Annotated in this window: 14 protein-coding genes and 2 tRNA genes; 3 read left to right on the plus strand and 13 right to left on the minus strand. The window is 59.0% G+C overall.

Annotated features, from left to right (window positions below; all coding sequences use genetic code 11):
- Together AAAX75_RS09175 and AAAX75_RS09180 are read left to right on the plus strand one after the other, a co-directional pair.
- Positions 1 to 151, plus strand: a 151-nt coding sequence (locus tag AAAX75_RS09175; RefSeq protein ID WP_349091975.1) for an IS3 family transposase, incomplete at its 5' end; no start/stop codon positions are given.
- Positions 152 to 393: 242 nt separating this feature from the next.
- The gene (locus AAAX75_RS09180) at positions 394 to 1,827 is read left to right on the plus strand and encodes a radical SAM protein (protein ID WP_349091950.1); all 1,434 of its coding nucleotides are present in this window, start codon (positions 394 to 396) and stop codon (positions 1,825 to 1,827) included.
- Between the two features lie 188 nt (positions 1,828 to 2,015).
- On the opposite strand, the gene AAAX75_RS09185 is transcribed toward AAAX75_RS09180, so the two are convergent.
- From AAAX75_RS09185 to AAAX75_RS09230, 10 genes are all read right to left on the minus strand, one after another.
- The gene (locus AAAX75_RS09185) at positions 2,016 to 2,627 is read right to left on the minus strand and encodes a TetR/AcrR family transcriptional regulator (RefSeq protein WP_349091951.1); all 612 of its coding nucleotides are present in this window, start codon (positions 2,625 to 2,627) and stop codon (positions 2,016 to 2,018) included.
- Positions 2,628 to 2,743: 116 nt separating this feature from the next.
- Positions 2,744 to 4,051: a lysylphosphatidylglycerol synthase transmembrane domain-containing protein gene (locus AAAX75_RS09190; RefSeq protein WP_349091952.1), complete on the minus strand. Its 1,308-nt coding sequence runs from the start codon at positions 4,049 to 4,051 to the stop codon at positions 2,744 to 2,746.
- A gap of 150 nt (positions 4,052 to 4,201) precedes the next feature.
- A tRNA-Glu gene (locus AAAX75_RS09195) sits at positions 4,202 to 4,278 on the minus strand.
- Between the two features lie 22 nt (positions 4,279 to 4,300).
- Positions 4,301 to 4,377 (minus strand) — tRNA-Glu (locus AAAX75_RS09200).
- A gap of 127 nt (positions 4,378 to 4,504) precedes the next feature.
- Complete coding sequence (locus AAAX75_RS09205) at positions 4,505 to 5,899, minus strand: HD domain-containing protein (protein WP_349091953.1); 1,395 nt, start codon at positions 5,897 to 5,899, stop codon at positions 4,505 to 4,507.
- 196 nt (positions 5,900 to 6,095) lie between these two features.
- Positions 6,096 to 7,028, minus strand: coding sequence for a 1-phosphofructokinase (locus AAAX75_RS09210; protein WP_022094572.1), 933 nt, complete (start codon positions 7,026 to 7,028; stop codon positions 6,096 to 6,098).
- Positions 7,029 to 7,216: 188 nt separating this feature from the next.
- Positions 7,217 to 8,149 (minus strand): 1-phosphofructokinase family hexose kinase, encoded by a 933-nt coding sequence (locus tag AAAX75_RS09215; RefSeq protein WP_349091954.1) that lies wholly within the window; start codon positions 8,147 to 8,149, stop codon positions 7,217 to 7,219.
- Positions 8,150 to 8,223: 74 nt separating this feature from the next.
- Entirely contained in the window at positions 8,224 to 9,927 is a 1,704-nt protein-coding gene (ptsP, locus tag AAAX75_RS09220) for a phosphoenolpyruvate--protein phosphotransferase (RefSeq protein ID WP_349091955.1), read from the minus strand.
- Between the two features lie 133 nt (positions 9,928 to 10,060).
- Positions 10,061 to 10,324, minus strand: coding sequence for an HPr family phosphocarrier protein (locus AAAX75_RS09225; RefSeq protein WP_022094575.1), 264 nt, complete (start codon positions 10,322 to 10,324; stop codon positions 10,061 to 10,063).
- A 538-nt stretch (positions 10,325 to 10,862) separates the two neighbouring features.
- Entirely contained in the window at positions 10,863 to 12,866 is a 2,004-nt protein-coding gene (locus AAAX75_RS09230; RefSeq protein WP_349091956.1) for a fructose-specific PTS transporter subunit EIIC, read from the minus strand.
- 272 nt (positions 12,867 to 13,138) lie between these two features.
- On the opposite strand from AAAX75_RS09230, the gene AAAX75_RS09235 reads away from it, so the two are divergent.
- On the plus strand, positions 13,139 to 13,996 hold the full coding sequence (locus AAAX75_RS09235; RefSeq protein ID WP_260698965.1) for a MurR/RpiR family transcriptional regulator: 858 nt from the start codon (positions 13,139 to 13,141) through the stop codon (positions 13,994 to 13,996).
- 59 nt (positions 13,997 to 14,055) lie between these two features.
- On the opposite strand, the gene AAAX75_RS09240 is transcribed toward AAAX75_RS09235, so the two are convergent.
- The 3 genes from AAAX75_RS09240 to AAAX75_RS09250 are packed head-to-tail and all read right to left on the minus strand — an operon-like array spanning position 14,056 to position 17,334.
- Positions 14,056 to 15,684 (minus strand): DNA repair protein RecN, encoded by a 1,629-nt coding sequence (locus AAAX75_RS09240; RefSeq protein WP_349091957.1) that lies wholly within the window; start codon positions 15,682 to 15,684, stop codon positions 14,056 to 14,058.
- The gene (locus AAAX75_RS09245; RefSeq protein ID WP_035138200.1) at positions 15,674 to 16,534 is read right to left on the minus strand and encodes an NAD(+)/NADH kinase; all 861 of its coding nucleotides are present in this window, start codon (positions 16,532 to 16,534) and stop codon (positions 15,674 to 15,676) included. The genes AAAX75_RS09240 and AAAX75_RS09245 overlap by 11 nt, the downstream gene beginning before the upstream one ends.
- A complete protein-coding gene (locus AAAX75_RS09250; RefSeq protein ID WP_349091976.1) occupies positions 16,531 to 17,334 on the minus strand; it encodes a TlyA family RNA methyltransferase in 804 nt (267 codons plus the stop codon). The genes AAAX75_RS09245 and AAAX75_RS09250 overlap by 4 nt, the downstream gene beginning before the upstream one ends.
- Positions 17,335 to 17,350: the final 16 nt, after the last annotated feature.

Consider the following 17,350-nt stretch of genomic DNA (forward strand, 5'->3'; position numbering starts at 1 on the left):
AAGGGAATTGGTGAAAGAGAGGAGCTATGGGACGAGGGACGAGGCCAAGCAGGACATCTTCAAGTACATAGAGCTCTATTACAATAGGGTGCGCATGCATTCCACCCTGGGCTACATGTCTCCAGTGAAATACGAGCGGCAATACACTTGAGGATCCTTAAAAGAAAGTCCAGTTTATCCTTCCCACTCCAATGGATACGCCTAGGCGCGGTCCAAGAAATCGTCCGCATCCCCATCTGACACTATTTCACCGCAACTTAGAAGGTGTCGGCGTATAACGCTTCACCCCAAATTAAATTGATTCGTTGAATAGACACATTACAAATCTTTAAACTTCGTTTAATCTACAAGTGGGTATTATCACACATTAAGCACACGTGAAAGGATATACCCATGTCGCTTACACAGTCAGCAGAGCGTGCAGCGCTTAACAAGCTCATCGATTATCTCGACGACAACCCGCAAGAAAACATCGACAAAATCATGGACCTCGTGAACAAGCTGGTCCCCAATCGCGTATTTCCTGTACAGCGAGAGGCATTCACCAATGTCATCAAGAGCCGCGGCAATTGGTATGACCTGATCATGCGTGTGTTCAGCCTTAATCCCCAGATGCGAACCAAACTGCTTAAGACCCTCATTGTCGACGCCAACCTGCTTGCTTGGCCAGAGCAGGAAAAGAACCGCGAAAAGTACCAGTGCAACGTTCCGTGGGCCATCCTGCTCGATCCCACGAGCGCCTGCAACCTGCATTGCACGGGCTGCTGGGCCGCCGAGTACGGCTACAAGCAGAATCTCTCGTTCGAAGACATCGACTCTATCGTTACGCAGGGCAAAGAGCTCGGTACGCATATCTACATCTATACCGGCGGCGAGCCGCTCGTCCGCAAGCACGACCTGATCAGAATTTGCGAAAAACATCAGGACTGCGTGTTTCTCTGCTTTACCAACTCCACGCTGATCGACGAGGCCTTCTGCGACGACATGATTCGCGTAGGTAATTTTGTCCCTGCCATCAGCGCCGAGGGCAATGAGCACACAACCGACGCCCGTCGCGGCGAGGGTACCTACGCAAAGATCGAGCACGCCATGAAACTCCTGCGCGAGCGCGACTTGCCGTTTGGTATCTCCACCTGTTGGACCAGCGCCAATGCCGATACGGTTGCTACCGAGGAGAACATGGACTGGATGATCGGCGAGGGAGCACTCTTCTGCTGGTACTTCCACTTTATGCCGGTTGGCCGCAATGCAACCCCCGAGCTCATGCCCACGCCCGAGCAGCGCGAGCACATGTATCACTTTATCCGCGAAATGCGTGAGAAGAAGCCGCTGTTTACGCTCGACTTCCAAAACGACGGCGAGTTTGTAGGCGGATGTATCGCCGGCGGCCGCCGCTACCTGCACATCAACGCCGCCGGAGACGTGGAGCCGTGCGTGTTCATCCACTACTCAAACGCCAACATCCACGATGTGAGCTTACTCGACGCGCTGCGCTCTCCCCTCTTTATGAAGTACTACGAGAACATGCCGTTCAACGACAACTACCTCAAACCATGCCCCATGCTCGAGAATCCCGACGTGCTGCCCAAAATGGTCGCCGAGAGTGGCGCAATGAGCACCGATCTTATCGAGAAGGAGTCACCCGAGCAGCTGCGCGAAAAGACCCAGGCTGCCGCCGAGGCATGGTCACCTGTCGCCGACCGCATCTGGAACGACTCCGACGATCCGCTATATGCCAAGCGTCACGAGGATAAGTCACAAGGTATGGCCGATAGCGACATGCACAAGTTCGAAAAACAGGGCCGCACACTCAAAAACGGCGATTAATGCTGCCCTACACGACAAACGCTCAGAAATGAAGCGGAGCAGTCTCGAGACACATCTTCGAGGCTGCTCCGCCTTACCGTCAAAACAGTTTTACTAAGTTGCGGTGAAATAGGGACTAGATCGGCCTTCCAATAACCAAAACAATCCCTATTCCACCGCAACTTCTTTAAGTTGTTGAATTATCGATGCTATTCGAAGCGAGATTCCAGGCTCGACAGGCCGTTGAGTGTGAGGTCATTGGCAACCTCCGAGACGCGCTCGATAGGAACCGAGCCATCAGACAATGCCCACGTGCGATAGATACCGATAATACCCGACAGCAAAAACGCCAGATAGTAGTCGAACATCTCGTCCTTGAGACCTTGGGGCAGCAGATCGCGCTCGGCAATCTCGTGTTCGAGCGGCGAACGAAGACGAGCCATAAAATCATCGAGCGGAATGTTCTCGATCAGCTGACGATTGAGCACCAAGTTGTTACACAGTGCCTCGTTAACGGTTTTAAAGAAGGTCGCCGCCGCGCCCAGAGCGCGCTCGTTGGTGTCGCCGTCCATGGAAGCAAGCGTTTTCTCGACCGAGTCGACAATCATCTCCACCACATCGACGGCAATGGCATCGAGCAGGCCGTCAACCGTACCAAAGTGAACGTAAAAGGTTTTGCGGTCGACATTGGCCTCGCGCGCGATGGCACTCACCGTAATGTCTGCCAGCGGCTTTTCCATGAGCAGGCGCTCGAAAGCGGAAAGGATGGCATTACGGCTGCGAACGATGCGACGATCAAGACGCGGTTTGCTGGTTGCCATGGGCGTGTCCCTTCGATATGCGAGCATTCATCAACAGATGAGAGATAATCTACGTAAGAGGATTATCCCCCATACAGCACAAATATGCCCCGCATCATGAAGAACGCACGACTGTCCTACTGCGACTTAGGGTGCTTCTTCTTATTGAGTACCGACGGAGATACGCGAATACCATCGCCTGTCTGGCGCACATAGGCTTTATGAGCCGGCTTAGCGGTCCCAGAAGCCTTCTGAGCCTGCTTCTTGGGATCAACAGTAACAGCATTCGCGGGGTGAGGCTTAGTGGGCGCAGAGGGCGTCTGAGGCGTGCGGCCGAGCTTGCGCATCACGCGATCCCAGCGCGCATGGATGCTCTCGTTGTGGGCGCTCTTAAGGCCCAGCAGGGGCGCAGCCAAAATGGTCGGCGCAATAAACGTAATGAGGCGCCACAGCAGATAGCCAGCGGTCGAAGCCGACCCAAAGAAATGACCCAAGAACAATGCAAAGCCGCCCTCAGCGCCACCAGTTCCACCGGGCAGGGGGACCGCAGAGCTCAACAGCTGGACAAAGGCGCTCGCGGCCATGACCGAGAAAAAGTCGACCTCATGGTGGCCAAAGGCAAGCATCAGGAAATACGGCACGAGGTAGAAAAACGCGAGCTGCAGCATGGTGATGACCACCGTGAGCAGCATGGACGAAAAGTGGCCAGCCGAAAGCTTGAACTTCTCAGAGAAGGAGTAGATCTCGCCATCGACAAACGTGCGCCAACCCTCGATCTTAGTGGCCGAGACACCAATGCGCTCGAGCCAATTGATGATGCAATGGGCGACGCGCGTGACGGTCTTAGGCATGAGCGCGACGGCGAAGATGCCCAGCAAGATGCAGCAGTGCCCACCAAAGCTAAAGACACACAGCAGCGTCATGTCGCCATAGCGCTCGGCAAAAAACGGCATGCGAGCAAGCAGTAGGATAGCGCCCCAGGCAACGAGGCCAAACTGATACACGATAAAGCGCGTGAACTGCGTGGCGCCAGCCTCGCCGACATTTTGGCCCGCCTTGGTCAGGCGGTAGATCTGGGCGGGAGTCGAGCCCATCATCATAGGTGTGAGGTTGCCAAAGAAGATGCCGCTCGCCTCGACCGAAATCAGGTCGCGGATGCCGACGGGTGAATATGGGTCGAGCCAGACGGCGATCGCATAGGCCACAATGCCAAAGAACAGATACATGAACATGCAAAGACACGCGACAACGAGCCATGGCGCCTGGACGCTCGACATTGCGGCCCAGAACTGCCCCATCTGCCCGGTTACCACCAGATAGACGATATAACCCACCAGCACGACGCCGATAAAGATGGCGCCGCGGCGTGCGCTCTTATTGTCATCTCCGCCCGAGGCCTCAACCTCGACCTGGGGCTTAGACGTATGCTGAGAGGACTCCGTCATAAGACTCCTTCTAACAGTCAAAATATCTTGGATATTGTACCCGTAAGGGCCATAGGCAGAACGCAAAGCTCTGGTTCAAACGGGAATTGCAGACGGTTGTTTGAAAATAAAAAACCCGACCTTCCATGGGAAGGCCGGGTATCAGATGCGTGGTAGCCCGTACCAGATTCGAACTGGTGATCTCCGCCTTGAGAGGGCGGCGTCCTAAACCGCTAGACGAACGGGCCATAAGCCTCAGCAGAAAAGAAGTGGTAGCCCGTACCAGATTCGAACTGGTGATCTCCGCCTTGAGAGGGCGGCGTCCTAAACCGCTAGACGAACGGGCCACATGACATCTGCACTGCCGTGCTGCGAGGAAATATATTACGGGACAAAAAACGTCAGCGCAAGAAGAAATTCCAAATTGCCGAAAAATTGTCGGCAGGTTATGGAACACGCAGGTAAACTGGGTAGCTAATTCAAGTTGAGATGGACCAAAAGAGCTTCGCGCTCGTTGGAAATGTTGTCTTCGATCACGGCGTCGAGGGCGGAGTTGAGAAGCTGCCCCAGTTCCGGCCCGGGCTTGACTCCAGCACGAATCAGGTCGCCGCCGTTGATGGCGAGCATCTTGAGCGTATAGGGCTCCCCCGCCCTCAGCAGCACGTGCGCCATCGCGCGCATCTCCTCAATCGTCTCGACGTAATAGAAGCACGACGGGGCCTTGCCAAGTGTGTCGGCACGCTTGAGGTCCATGAGCTCGTCCATCAGACGCGGCGTGTCGACGCCCTCACCCGAAAGCGCGCGCATCATATTGAGCAGGCAGGAGCGCTCGGGGCGCAGCGGCTTATCGTGATATTTGATGAGCAGGCACACGTCGCGCACCAGGTCGTGCGAGAGAGCCAGGCGATCCATAATGATGCGCGCTTTCTTGGCACCGAGCTCGGGATGACCGTAGAAGTGTCCGCTGCCGGCGTGATCGACCGTAAAGCACTCGGGCTTGGAGACATCGTGCAAAAACGCCGCCCACATAAGGCTCGACGATGGCGCGACGCCGTCGCACAGCGCCAGCTCCCCTGCCACCGTCAGCACACGGGCGATATGCTCGTAGACGTTAAACGCATGGTAGACACTTCGCTGATCAAACCCGCGACCCGCTGCCAACTCGGGCACAGCGGCACAGATGAGCTCGGGATAGCGAAGCATCGCGTCTCCCCCATGACCGGTCGAAAGAATGCCCTCGAGCTCAATACCCACACGCTCGCGCGCCACGGCATCGAGCAGCGGCGCGCACTCGGCAAGCGCACGCTTAGTCTCGGGCTCAATCATAAAGTCCAGACGGCAGGCAAAGCGCACCGCACGCAGCATGCGCAGGGCGTCCTCGTTAAAGCGACGCTTGGGATCACCGACAGCGCGAATCAGCTTGCGCTCCAAGTCACCCTGGCCGTCGTAGCGGTCGACAAGCCCGCGCTCGGGATGCCAGGCCATGGCGTTGACGGTAAAGTCGCGGCGGGCCAGATCGTCCTCGAGCGAGGCGGCACGCTCGACACTCTGAGGATGGCGCCCATCGGTGTAAAAGCCATCCAGGCGGTACGTAGTGACCTCGATACGCTCGCCATCGGAAATAGCCGTGATTCCGCCAAATTTAATGCCCGACTCCACGACCGCGATATCAGCGGCCTCGAGCGCCGCTTTGGACTCCTGCCACAGGCCGCTACAGCACATATCAACATCGTGGTTGGGGCGCCCCATCAGGGCGTCGCGCACCCAACCGCCTACGTACCAAGCCTCAAGACCAGCCGCCTCAAGCGCGAGCAGGACGCGCAGGGAGGCATCGGACGGTTGCGTACCGTTGAGCGAAACATTGCACATGTCTATGGCCTCCTGCACTTGTGAGCGTTAATCGATGGTTCTCAAGAAGTCTAGCAAGAAACGAGAAAGCGCGCACACGCAATTGCTTCGTCGATTCGATAAAACGAGACAGCAGACGCCACATACGTTCAGCGCGCAAAAAAACACCCGCCTCGGTAATCCAAAGCGGGTGTTCGGCAACGATGTATCGATGCGGCTAGCAGACCTGGCGAACCTCGATGTGCTTCTTATATTCGTCCACCTTGGCAAAATCGCCCAGACCGGGGCACTCGACCACGTTGGCGCCGGTAGCCATCGAAAGGCGCAGGGCGTCCTCGACGCGCTCGGGGGCGTCGTGCCACACGGACAGGAAGGCAGCGAGCGAGGAATCGCCGGCGCACACCGTCGACAGCAGCTTGACGTCGAAGGTGCGGTTGGCAAACCAGATGTGCTCGCCGTTGGAGAAGTACGCACCGGCGCCGCCAAGAGTCAGCAGCACATTCTTGGCGCCCTTGGCGTGCAGCTCGGCCATCGCGCCCTTGACGGACTCATCGTCGCCACCGCTCACCTTAATGCCAAAGATATCGAGCAGCTCATCGTCATTGGGCTTGATCAGCAGCGGCTCCATGGCAATGAGGTCTGCCAGCTGATGGCTCGAGATATCGAGGACGAACTCGGCCCCCTTGGCCTTTACGCGGCGCAGGACCTCGGCCAGGAAGCCCTCGGAAGTGTTGGGAGGCAGCGAGCCACTGATGACCAAGCAGGTCATGTCATCGAGCGAATCGATGAGCTCAAACATCTCCTGCTCGTTGGCCTCGTTGATGGCGGCACCGGCGTTGACCATGTTGTACTCGGTGTCGGGGCCGGCGTTGAGGAACACGTTGACGCGCGTGATGCCGTCGGTCCACACGGGCTTGACGGGCACGCCCAGGGCCTCGGCGCCCTTGACGATGAACTCGCCCGAGAAGCCAGCGAAGAAGCCAAGGATCGTGGTGTCGACACCGTAGTGGTCAAGCGTAAACGAGACGTTAAGGCCCTTGCCGTTGGGCGTATAGACGGCGTTGCGAGTACGCGTGACGGTGTTGGCAGCAAGGCCGTCGCAGGCGATGTTGTAGTCAATGGCGGGATTTGCAGTGAGCGTGTAAATCATGAATGTTCCTTTCACGAAGCAGCGTGTTAATGAAAGTATATTCCACGCATCGGTAAAAGGCTAGGACAACTCGGTGAACGGTGTGGAAGCGATGAAGTACGGCGGGACACCTCTCCCCTGTGGCGGAACAAAAAGGCGCCCCAGCCGAAACCGGGGCGCCGCATGCGCACGAATATGTCGCGTTTCGATTACTGACGATCGAGCTTGCGGACAGCAACGCGCTTGCTGTACTCGTCGACGTGACCGAAGTCGCCGATGCCGACGGACTCGGCAACGTTGGCGCCGGTGGCCATAGCGAGCTTCATGGCCTCCTCGACGTTTTCGCGATCCCTGTACCACTTGTGCAGGAACGCAGCGAGGGTGCAGTCGCCGGCGCAGACGGAAGAGACCAGCTTGATGTTGAACTCACGCTTGGCGTACCAGATGTCCTCGCCGTTGGAGAAGTAAGCGTCGCCGCGGCTACCACGGGTGAGCAGCACGTTCTGAACGCCGGCGTCGTGAGCCATCTTCATGGCAACGCGGACCTCGTCGTCGGTGTCAACCGGCACGCCGAAGATGGCCTTCATCTCGTGATGGTTCGGCTTGATGAGCAGCGGCTTCTTGTGAGCGAGCTCCTTGAGCTTATCGGAGGACAGGTCCAGGACGACGTCGGCGCCACGGGCCTGAGCGTGCTCCATGACCTGAGCCAGGAAGTCAGGCGTAGCTTTGGGAGGCACGGAGCCGGAAACGATCAGGCACTCGAGATCGCCCGCGGTGTCCAGGATGTTGTAGAGCTCCTCCTGGTGCTGCGGCGTGATCGGAGCACCCGGGTTCAGGATGCCGTACTCGTGCTGGCCATCGTTGACGTAGGTGTTAATGCGCGTGATACCGTCGGTCCAGACCGGGCGGCAGAGGCAACCCAGGTTCATGACCTCCTCGACGATGAACTTGCCCGTGAAGCCAGCGAAGAAGCCGAGCGCGACGGTGTCGACGCCCATCTTCTTAAAGGCGAAGGACACGTCGAGGCCCTTGCCGTTAGCCGTGTAGCTGGCCGAGCCGGTGCGGACGTTCTCGTCGGGCTCGAGCGGAGAGCTCGAAACCGTCATGTCGACAGCCGGGTTAGCGGTTAGCGTGTAGAACATTTACAGTACCCCCTGTATATGTGAGGGCCGCGTGGCCGGCCCATTCCAACCACGCGGTTACCTCTGATACCAAATTAGCGAGCTGCGGACTCGAGCAGTGCCTTGACCTCGGCGGCGGTGTTGCAGGCGAGCGCCTTCTCGGCGAGCTCGTCGCACTCGGCCTTGGTCCACTGGCTGATGGTCTTGCGGGCGCGCAGGATGGACGGAGCGCTCATCGAGAACTCCTCCAGGCCCCAGCTGATCAGCAGCGGCTCGAGCAGCGGATCGGCAGCGGCCTCGCCGCACATACCGACCATGATGCCGGCCTTCACACCGCTCTCGATGATGTTCTTAAGCGAGCGGAGCACGGCGGGATAGTACACCTGGTACAGGTTGGAGATGGTGTCGTTGCCACGGTCGGCGCACATGGTGTAGCCGATCAGGTCGTTGGTGCCGATGGAGAAGAAGTCGGCGACCTCGGCCAGACGGTCTGCGAGCAGCGAAGCGGCGGGCGTCTCGACCATAATGCCGACCTCGATGTTCTCGTTGAACTTTCGACCCTCTTCGGACAGCTCGGCCTTGCACTGCTCGACGAGCTCCTTGACAGCCAAGACCTCCTCGACGCAGGTGACGAGCGGGATCATGATCTTGACGTCACCGAAGGCGCTAGCGCGCAGCAGAGCGCGGAGCTGGACCTTGTACTGGTCGGGATTGGCCAGGCAGTAACGCACGGCGCGGAAGCCCATGAAGGGGTTGTCTTCCTTGACCATGTGCAGATACGGAATCTCCTTGTCGCCACCCACATCGAGCGTGCGGATGATGACCGGAGCACCCTTGAGCGCGCTGGCGACCTTACGGTAGGCGTTGAACTGCTCCTCCTCGGAAGGAAGCTCAGCGGAGTCCATGAACAGGAACTCGGAGCGGAACAGACCGATGGCCTCGGCGTCGTGATCGAGCGCGTTGGGCACGTCATCGGGGTTACCGATGTTGCAGGCGATGATCTTCTTGATGCCATCGGCAGTCACGGACGGCTTGCCACGGAAGGCCTCGAGGGCTGCCTTCTCGGCAGCGAAGGCCTCGGCCTTGGCGGTGTAGGCAGCGAGCGTCTCCTCGTCGGGATCGGCCTCAACGATACCCTTGCCACCGTCGACGACAACGGTCATACCGTTGCGCAGCGCAGTGCAGCTATTGGAAACCGAAAGGACAGCAGGGATCTCAAGGGCGCGCGCAATGATCGCGGAATGCGACGTGCGGCCACCGGTCTCGGTGACGATACCGGCAACGTGGGCCTTATCGATCGTGGCGGTCATGGACGGCGTGAGGTCGTGCACGACAACGACAGTGTTCTCGGGCAGGACGGAGAGGTCGACGACCTCCTTGCCCAGCAGCTCGGCCAGAATACCGGTGCGGATGTCGGCGATGTCGGCCGCGCGCAGACGGAACATCTCGTCGTCCATGGACAGGAACATGTTCTCGAACATGGTCGAGGTGTCCATGAGCGCCTGCTCGGCGCAGGTACCGCCGTCAATGGCGGCGTTGATGGCGTCGGTCATGCCCGGGTCCTGAGCCAGGACAATGTGTCCGCTCATGATCTCGGCCTCGGCCTCGCCCACCGTCTCCTTCATGTGGTCGGCCTGAGCCTGGGTCTTCTCGCAGAAGACCGAAAGAGCGGACTGATAGCGCTCCTTCTCTGCTGCCGAATCAGCAACCTCGTGCGGCTCAAACGTCAAGTCGGGATCGACGGCAACCATGACGGTGCCGATACCGATGCCCTCGGAAGCGTTGACTCCCTGATACATTCCCATTCCTCTCTCCGTGTCATGTGATAAAGCGTTTTGCCATATCCATGACAAAAGAGCGCAGCTACCTTACAACAGGTCACTGCGCCCCCAAATATGAACTTAGTTGTTCAACATGCGACCCGTTTGAGTTCTACTCGCCAAGACCGCTCTTGATGAGCTCGATGGCAGCAGCCAGAGCCTCGGCCTCGTCAGCGCCGTCGCACTTGACCTCGACCTCGGTGCCGCAGGGGATACCAGCAGCCATGAGGGCCATCGGGGACTTGCCGTTGACCTCCTTCTCGGGGGTGACGACCGTCACGTCACAGGCGTACTTGCCCATGGTGGAGGCGAACAGACCAGCCGGACGCATGTGCAGACCCTGAGGATTAACGAGGGTAGCCTTCTCAGAAACCATAGTTGACTCCTTTTTTGTGTTTAACCCCTGTCATGCATGTGGCAGGAGTCAGATTCACGACGTTGTTTATATTAACTCACATCAAACGGTTTTTCATTATGTTTCAGACGAATTATTGGACAGATGTGTTTGTCTTCCGCTTGCTCGCCCACAGGGGCCCGCGCGCGGCCTGTGAGATTTCCTGCTCTACAGTCCTGCTCGCACGAAGAGCACATTAAGTGCTCTTCGGCTCGTGCGGAACTCGCGATAAATCTCACAGGCCGCGCGCGGGCCCCTGTGGGCGAGCAAGCTGCGGAAACCCAGTCGGTCCTAAATAATATCATTCTGGCTGATGAACTGTTCGCGACAAAGACTCGATGGGCAGCTCCCTCTATGCCCTTTTATAAGTTGCGGTGAAATAGGGACTGAATTTGGGGTTGAATCGTTTAAACAGTCCCTATTTCACCGCAACTTATGGGAGGGATAGAAAAAAGGCGGAGGCCCTGGAGAGGGGCTCCGCCTTATATACAGGGGGCGATGTTATTCGCGTACCGTGGAATTAGACCAAGCGGGAGTTGATCGTCTTGGCGATCTCGGCGGCGTCGGTGGAACCCTTGACGGTGGCACGGAAGTCCTCGTCCATGAGCGCCTCGGCGACCTTGGACAGGATCTTGAGGTGCGTGGTTCCGGCCTGGGCGCCGGGGATGAGCAGGGCAATAGCCACGTTGACGGGAGCGCCGTCCATGGTGTCCCAACCGGTCACGCCGCACTCGTCCTTGACGACGATGACGGCAGCCTCGGTAATGGCATCGGACTTGGCATGCGGGATAGCGAAGCCCTCCATCATGCCCGTGGTGCCCTCGGCCTCGCGGGCCAGGAAGGCGTTCATCACGGCGTCGGCGTCGCTGGCGATACCGGCCTTGACGGCCTGGTTGGAAACGAAGCTCAGAGCCTCGTCACGAGAAGCGAAGTCCTCGGCGACAAAGACATTCTCGACCTTCACGAAGTCGGCAGCCTCGGCCTTGGGGGTCTCTACGGCAGCGGCCTTGGGGGCCTCAACCGGCTTGGCTGCAGGAGCGGCCTTCTGGTTCTTCTCGAAGTCGTACTTCTTGAAGGCTACGAACAGGATGCCACCGACCACAGCGCCGATGAGGATCGCGAGGACCCACAGCGGACCGTTCTCGACAACGGGCAGGACCAGGAAGCCACCGTGAGGCGCCGGATCGTGAACGTTGAACATAATGGTCAGGATCGAAGCGATAGAGGAACCGAGCATCATGATGGGCATGACGGGCCAGATGTTCTTGGTCATGAACGGAATGGCGCCCTCGGTGATGTGGGTGCAACCAAGGATGAGGTTGACGACACCGGCGTCATGGTCCTCCTGGCTGAAGTACTTCTTGCCGACAACGACGGCGAAGGTGGTGATCAGCGGCGGAACGATGCAAGCGGCGGAGACGGCAGCCATGAAGTTGGTGCCGAAGTTGTAAGTGTCGGTGCCAACACCGGCGGCCAGAGCCTCGGTGAGCATAGCGGTACCAGTGACGTAAGCAGCCTTGTTGACCGGGCCGCCCATGTCAAAGGCGCACATGCAGCCAATGGCAAGACCCAGGACAACGGCGCCAGAGGCGGACAGGCCCTTGAGGAAGTCCATCATGGCGGTGTTGATGGCAGCCATGGGCCCGGAAATGCCGAGCATGACCAGGCCGACGATGGCCGTCGAGAACAGCGGGTACAGGAAGATAGCCTTGAGGCCGTCCAGGTTCTTGGGCAGACCGGCAAAGACCTTCTCGAGCAGCAGGATGACATAACCGGCGAGGAAGCCGCCGACGATGCCGCCCAGGAAGCCGAAGCCCACGCCGGCGCCGCCGGCGTCGATCATGCCGGTCTCGGCGTTAACAGGCAGGCCCTGGATGGCGATCATACCGGCAACAAAGCCGGGGACGAGCGCCGGGCGCTTGCCGATGGATTCGGCGATGTAGGCGGAAAGCACCGGAACCATGAGGTTCATGGCGATGCCGCCGATGATCTTGAGCATCGCAGCAAAGCTGTTGTAGTCAGACGCCGTCGAATCGAAGGACGTAATGCCCCACAGGAACGAGACGGCGGTCAGAACACCACCGGCAACGACGAAGACCAGCATGTGGCTGACGCCGTTCATGAGGTGCTTGTAGATGATGTGGCCGATGGACTCCTTCTCCTCGACCTCGTCCTCGACATCGGCAGCAGCCGCAACCGTGTCGTCACCCTTGGCGGCGAGCGCGCGGTCAATCAGCTTACCGGCGGCCTCAACGGACAGGGCCTTGGAAACACCAACGGAAACCATGGGCTTGCCGGCGAAACGCTCAGCCTGGACATCCTTGTCGGCTGCGACGACGACGGCCTTGGCACCAGCGATCTCACTCTTGGTGAGCTCGTTCTCGACACCGACCTGGCCATGAGTCTCGACCTTAATGGTCAGACCGCGCTCGGCAGCTGCCTTCTCCAGCGCCTCCTTCGCCATGAAGGTGTGCGCAATGCCGGTCGGGCAACCGGTCGCGGCGATGATGTCAAACTTAGCCATGTGTCCCTCCTTCTTGAGTACAGCGCCCGCGGGCGCTCCCCTACACGCGCTTCGATGCGCGTTTTTCCACACTTGAAAGATACCAACCTACCGTCCGTGTGAGAAGAGACAAGGCGCAATTCTCCGGTGAAAGGTTCTTTCATAACCGTAAACGGCAAGTGAAAGTTTACCATCAACACTTGAAACGGCAAGGTGTATCTTGTAATTGAAAATGCCCGTATACTATGGCATTGCAAATCAAGTTAGATTTTCATGCCAACCAGGAGCCATCCATGACCGATAGTAGCAAAAGCGCACTTTCCCTCATTAGTACCCACCAGGGATACAGCGAGTCCGAGCAGCGCATTGTCGACTATATATTGGAGCACCAGTCCGAGGCGCCACGCCTCACGGCGGCTCAGCTCTCGCGCGCCGCTGCCACGTCCGAAGCGACCGTTTCGCGCTTCTGCCGCAAGCTGGGCTTTGGTAGCTTCCGCAGCTTTCAGTTTTCGTTGGCGAGGGATTTGGAAAGCCAGCGCAACGAGGGCCTGACCGACGAGGTCTCGCTCGACAATATGGAGCAGAGCCTCAAGAACATCCTGGCTGCCAAGGTAAGCGAGCTTAATGCGACCATCGACGGAATCGACCACGATACGCTGGCGGCTGTTGTGCATGCCTTTAAGCATGCAGGGGTTATTGAGTTTGCAGCCGTGGGCAATACGAACGCGGTCGCGCTCGATGCGACGTTTAAGTTTTCGCAGCTGGGCCTGCGCTGCATGGCGAGCACCATTAGCGAGACATCAATCGGCTTTGCGCTCACGTTACGCCCGGGTGACGTCATCGTGCTAATCTCAAACTCCGGTAAATCGCGCCGACTGAATCGCATGGCAAAAGCGGCTCGCAACTGCGGCGCAACCGTAGTCGTCATCAGCAGTGACAGCAAATCCCCGCTCGCGCGCCTGGCAGACTACACTTTTAATACCGTCAACCACGAAGCGCTGCTGACGACGGGCGACTTTGCGTTCTCCAAGATCAGCGCCACGATGATCATCGAAGTCATCTACAACTTCCTGCTGCCCGAGATTGAAGACGCGCGTGAGCATATCAGCTACTACGAGGAGCTCATCCAGCCGGATAAGGTTGTGGAGTAAAACGCGTAGTGGGACAAAAATTTCAGTCTATTTTGTCCCACCAACACCGCTGATACGACCTAACCTCGAGCTTCTTCGAGCATCTGCTTTGCGTGGACCAAGCTTGCCTCGGACTGATCGCCGCTCAACATGCGGGCGATCTCGGCGATACGCGCTTCGCCGGTTACCTCGTCCAAATGCGTCTGGGGAACATCGCCCGGTTCCTTGTTGACGACATAATGCTTGTCGGCCATGACGGCGACCTGCGCCAAGTGGGTTACGACAATCACCTGATGCGTAGCGGCGAGATCTGCCAGCACGCCCGCGAGTGCACGCGCCGTGGAGCCACCGACACCAGCATCGACCTCGTCAAACACAAGCGTATCGACACCGTCCGCATTACCGAGGACAACTTTGCTTGCCAACATGACGCGGCTGAGCTCGCCGCCCGACGCAATTCGACGCAGGGGACGCGGCGTCAAACCAGCACCGCTACGGTATAGCAGCTCGTAGCTCGAAGGACCAACGGGCGTCCACTCAGCACGGGGAAGATCGCGCGACTCCCAGACGAGCTCGGCGCCGCCCATTTCCAGGCGAGCCATCTGGCGGCCAACCTCGTGGCAGAAGCGCGGGGCCGCCGTATTGCGAGCGCGCTTAAGTGCCTTGGCAGCGGTAAACAACTCGCGCTCAGCGCTCCCGAGTGCCTCACGCGCCTTTTTGATCTGCTCATCGCCATCATCGACCAGGGACAGCAGCTCTTGCGAGCGATCGCGCATGGCAAAAACATCGTCCATGGTAGGACCCCACTGACGCAGCAGGCCCTTGAGGTCGGAATACCGCTCACGCATGCGAGCGAGCTCGCGCGGATCGAAGGCGACGCCATCGCGATAGGCACGAAGTTCGTTCGCGCAATCCTCAAGGGAGATACAGGCATCCGAAAGTGCATCGGCAATGTCGCCGAGTTTGCGATCGACGGTAGCCATTCGGGAAAGCTCTGCCACGGCGCTGTTCACGGCATCGAGCGCTCCCCCTTCAGAGGCAAGCGATGCATGGGCATCGTTAGCCGTGGCAACCAGTACCTCGGCATGTTCGGAGCGCGGCAGCAGTTCCTCGAGTTCCTCATACTCGCCCGGTTTGGGGTCGACCTCGCCGATGCGCTCGAGCGCAAAGCGTGCTTCCTCGACGCGGCTCCCCTGCGCACGCGAGGTCTCTTCGACACGTCGAACCTCCTTAGCGGCAGCGCGCGAAGCCTTAAAGCAAGCACGGTAGTGCTCGAGTGCCTCGAGCGCAGAGCGCCCCGCCCACGCATCGACCATCGCAACGTGATGTGCCGGATCGAGCAAGCGTTGGTGCTCGTGCTGGCCGCACAAATCCATCATCACGCCAACGCGCTCCGAAAGCTCGCGCACACTGGCGATGCGCCCGTCAATCTTCACGCGGCTGCGGCCCTCGGCAGAAAGGCTGCGCTGTACGGTGAACCCTTCCGTGTCGTGCGGCCCGTCGAAGAGTCGTGCCTCGACGCTCGCGAGCGCCTCGCCCTCGCGCACCGTCGACGAATCCGCGCGCTCGCCCAAAATAAGTTTGAGGGCCGAGAGCAGCGCGGTCTTGCCGGCGCCGGTCTCGCCAGTCAGGACAGTCAGGCCGGCACTCGGCACCAGCGTCGCCTCGCGAATGAGTGCAATGTTAGAAACCTGCAGCTCATCGATCATGGCGGACTCCGTAGAATACGCGGCTCACCGAGTTGTAAAAACTCTCGGGGCCGTAGTCGAGCAGCAGCACATCGCCGGGGCCTCGGCGCACGGCCACGCTCTCGACCGTGCCGTCGCAGGTAATAAACTGTCCATCGATAGCGATCGCCGGAACGCTCGGACGGTCATCAGACATAAAGATTTCGACGACATCGCTCGGCGAAGTCAAGAAAGCGCGAGCTTGAATGGTGTGCGGCGCAATGGGTACGCAGACCATGCCCGTATAGTCAGGGCTCACGATGGGGCCACCGGCGCTGAGCGCGTAACCCGTAGAACCAGTCGCCGTCGAAACGACGACACCGTCACCGCGTAGGCGGTCGATATGGTGACCGGACACCGTGATGTCAAACTCGACCATATCGGACAGGGGGCCGCGCGTAAGCGCCATGTCGTTGAGGGCGAAGGTGCGCACGACATCCTTCGTACCATCTTCGCGCACGGACACGATATCCGCGGCGATGGTAGCGCGACGGCTCACATGCAGCTCGCCGGACAGGGCGTCGCTCACGACCTGCAGAATGTCGCGCTCCTCGGGACTCGCAGCAGTTAAAAAACCCAGGTGACCATAGGAAAGACCGAGGATAGGAATCTCACGATGGTTGAGGATGCGGGCAGCGCGCAGCAACGTGCCGTCGCCGCCGAGCGTAATGACCAGATCGGAGCCGTCAATATCAGGCGTGCTCTGAATCTTGGATCGCTGGTCGGCAGCCCATGCGACCTCATAGCCCTGGCGAGTCAGCCAAAGCTCGAGCATCAGGCCGCTCTCGACCGCCTCTTGCTTGTAGTAATTGGGAACCAGAAAGACCTTCATAGCGTTGCAGCTTTCTCGCTCATAACCGATACCTGGGATTGCAGCTCGTCTTGCGAGCGATCGCCGGGGTCAAATCTCGTGCCGTACAGGAAAAACTCAACGTTGCCCTTGGCACCATGAATGGGCGACACGCACACATCGACCGGGAACAGGCCCTTGGCAGCAAAGAGTTCAACCGCCGCCACGAGTGTATCGCGGCGCACGGCGGGATCGGTCACAATGCCGCCCTCGCCCACCAGCGCCGCCGGAGCCTCAAACTGCGGCTTTACGAGCGTGCAGAATGCACCCGTGGGCTCCAGGCACGCCAGCACCGCATCGATAATGTTCGCGATGCTGGTAAACGAGACATCACACACAGCCAAGTCGATGGTGCCGGCATAGCCAAGCTCAGGCAGCTGTGTCACGTTTGTGCGCTCATGCAGCGTCACGCGATCGTCCTGACGCAACGACCAATCGAACTGGGCGCGACCCACGTCCACCGAGACAACGGTCGCAGCTCCGCGCTTGAGCAGGCAATCGGTAAAGCCGCCGGTAGAGCAGCCCACATCCAGACAGGCAAGGCCCGTCGGATTGATGCCAAACGCATCAAGCGCGCCTTCGAGCTTAAGACCGCCGCGGCCAACATAGGGAATGCGCCCCTTCACGTGCAGCGGCAGGCCCGGGGTCACCTTAAGGCCCGGCGAAGTTAAGCGCTCACCGCCACTCGAGACCAAGCCGGCCATAAGAGTGCGAAGGGCATCCGCGCGATCGGCGCAGATGCCCTGTGAAATCAGTTCGTCATCAAGACGCACGCGTTTCATGAATGCCATCAACCAT

The organism is Collinsella sp. CLA-ER-H7 (assembly GCF_040092345.1).
In the GTDB taxonomy this organism is placed as follows: Bacteria; Actinomycetota; Coriobacteriia; order Coriobacteriales; family Coriobacteriaceae; genus Collinsella.

Bases quoted from the DNA above. Each gene is read 5' to 3' on its own strand.
- AAAX75_RS09180 (WP_349091950.1), top strand. From the start codon at position 394: ATGTCGCTTACACAGTCAGCAGAGCGTGCAGCGCTTAACAAGCTCATC.
- AAAX75_RS09185 (WP_349091951.1), bottom strand. From the start codon at position 2,627: ATGGCAACCAGCAAACCGCGTCTTGATCGTCGCATCGTTCGCAGCCGT.
- AAAX75_RS09190 (WP_349091952.1), bottom strand. From the start codon at position 4,051: ATGACGGAGTCCTCTCAGCATACGTCTAAGCCCCAGGTCGAGGTTGAG.
- AAAX75_RS09205 (WP_349091953.1), bottom strand. From the start codon at position 5,899: ATGTGCAATGTTTCGCTCAACGGTACGCAACCGTCCGATGCCTCCCTG.
- AAAX75_RS09210 (WP_022094572.1), bottom strand. From the start codon at position 7,028: ATGATTTACACGCTCACTGCAAATCCCGCCATTGACTACAACATCGCC.
- AAAX75_RS09215 (WP_349091954.1), bottom strand. From the start codon at position 8,149: ATGTTCTACACGCTAACCGCTAACCCGGCTGTCGACATGACGGTTTCG.
- ptsP (WP_349091955.1), bottom strand. From the start codon at position 9,927: ATGTATCAGGGAGTCAACGCTTCCGAGGGCATCGGTATCGGCACCGTC.
- AAAX75_RS09225 (WP_022094575.1), bottom strand. From the start codon at position 10,324: ATGGTTTCTGAGAAGGCTACCCTCGTTAATCCTCAGGGTCTGCACATG.
- AAAX75_RS09230 (WP_349091956.1), bottom strand. From the start codon at position 12,866: ATGGCTAAGTTTGACATCATCGCCGCGACCGGTTGCCCGACCGGCATT.
- AAAX75_RS09235 (WP_260698965.1), top strand. From the start codon at position 13,139: ATGACCGATAGTAGCAAAAGCGCACTTTCCCTCATTAGTACCCACCAG.
- AAAX75_RS09240 (WP_349091957.1), bottom strand. From the start codon at position 15,684: ATGATCGATGAGCTGCAGGTTTCTAACATTGCACTCATTCGCGAGGCG.
- AAAX75_RS09245 (WP_035138200.1), bottom strand. From the start codon at position 16,534: ATGAAGGTCTTTCTGGTTCCCAATTACTACAAGCAAGAGGCGGTCGAG.
- AAAX75_RS09250 (WP_349091976.1), bottom strand. From the start codon at position 17,334: ATGAAACGCGTGCGTCTTGATGACGAACTGATTTCACAGGGCATCTGC.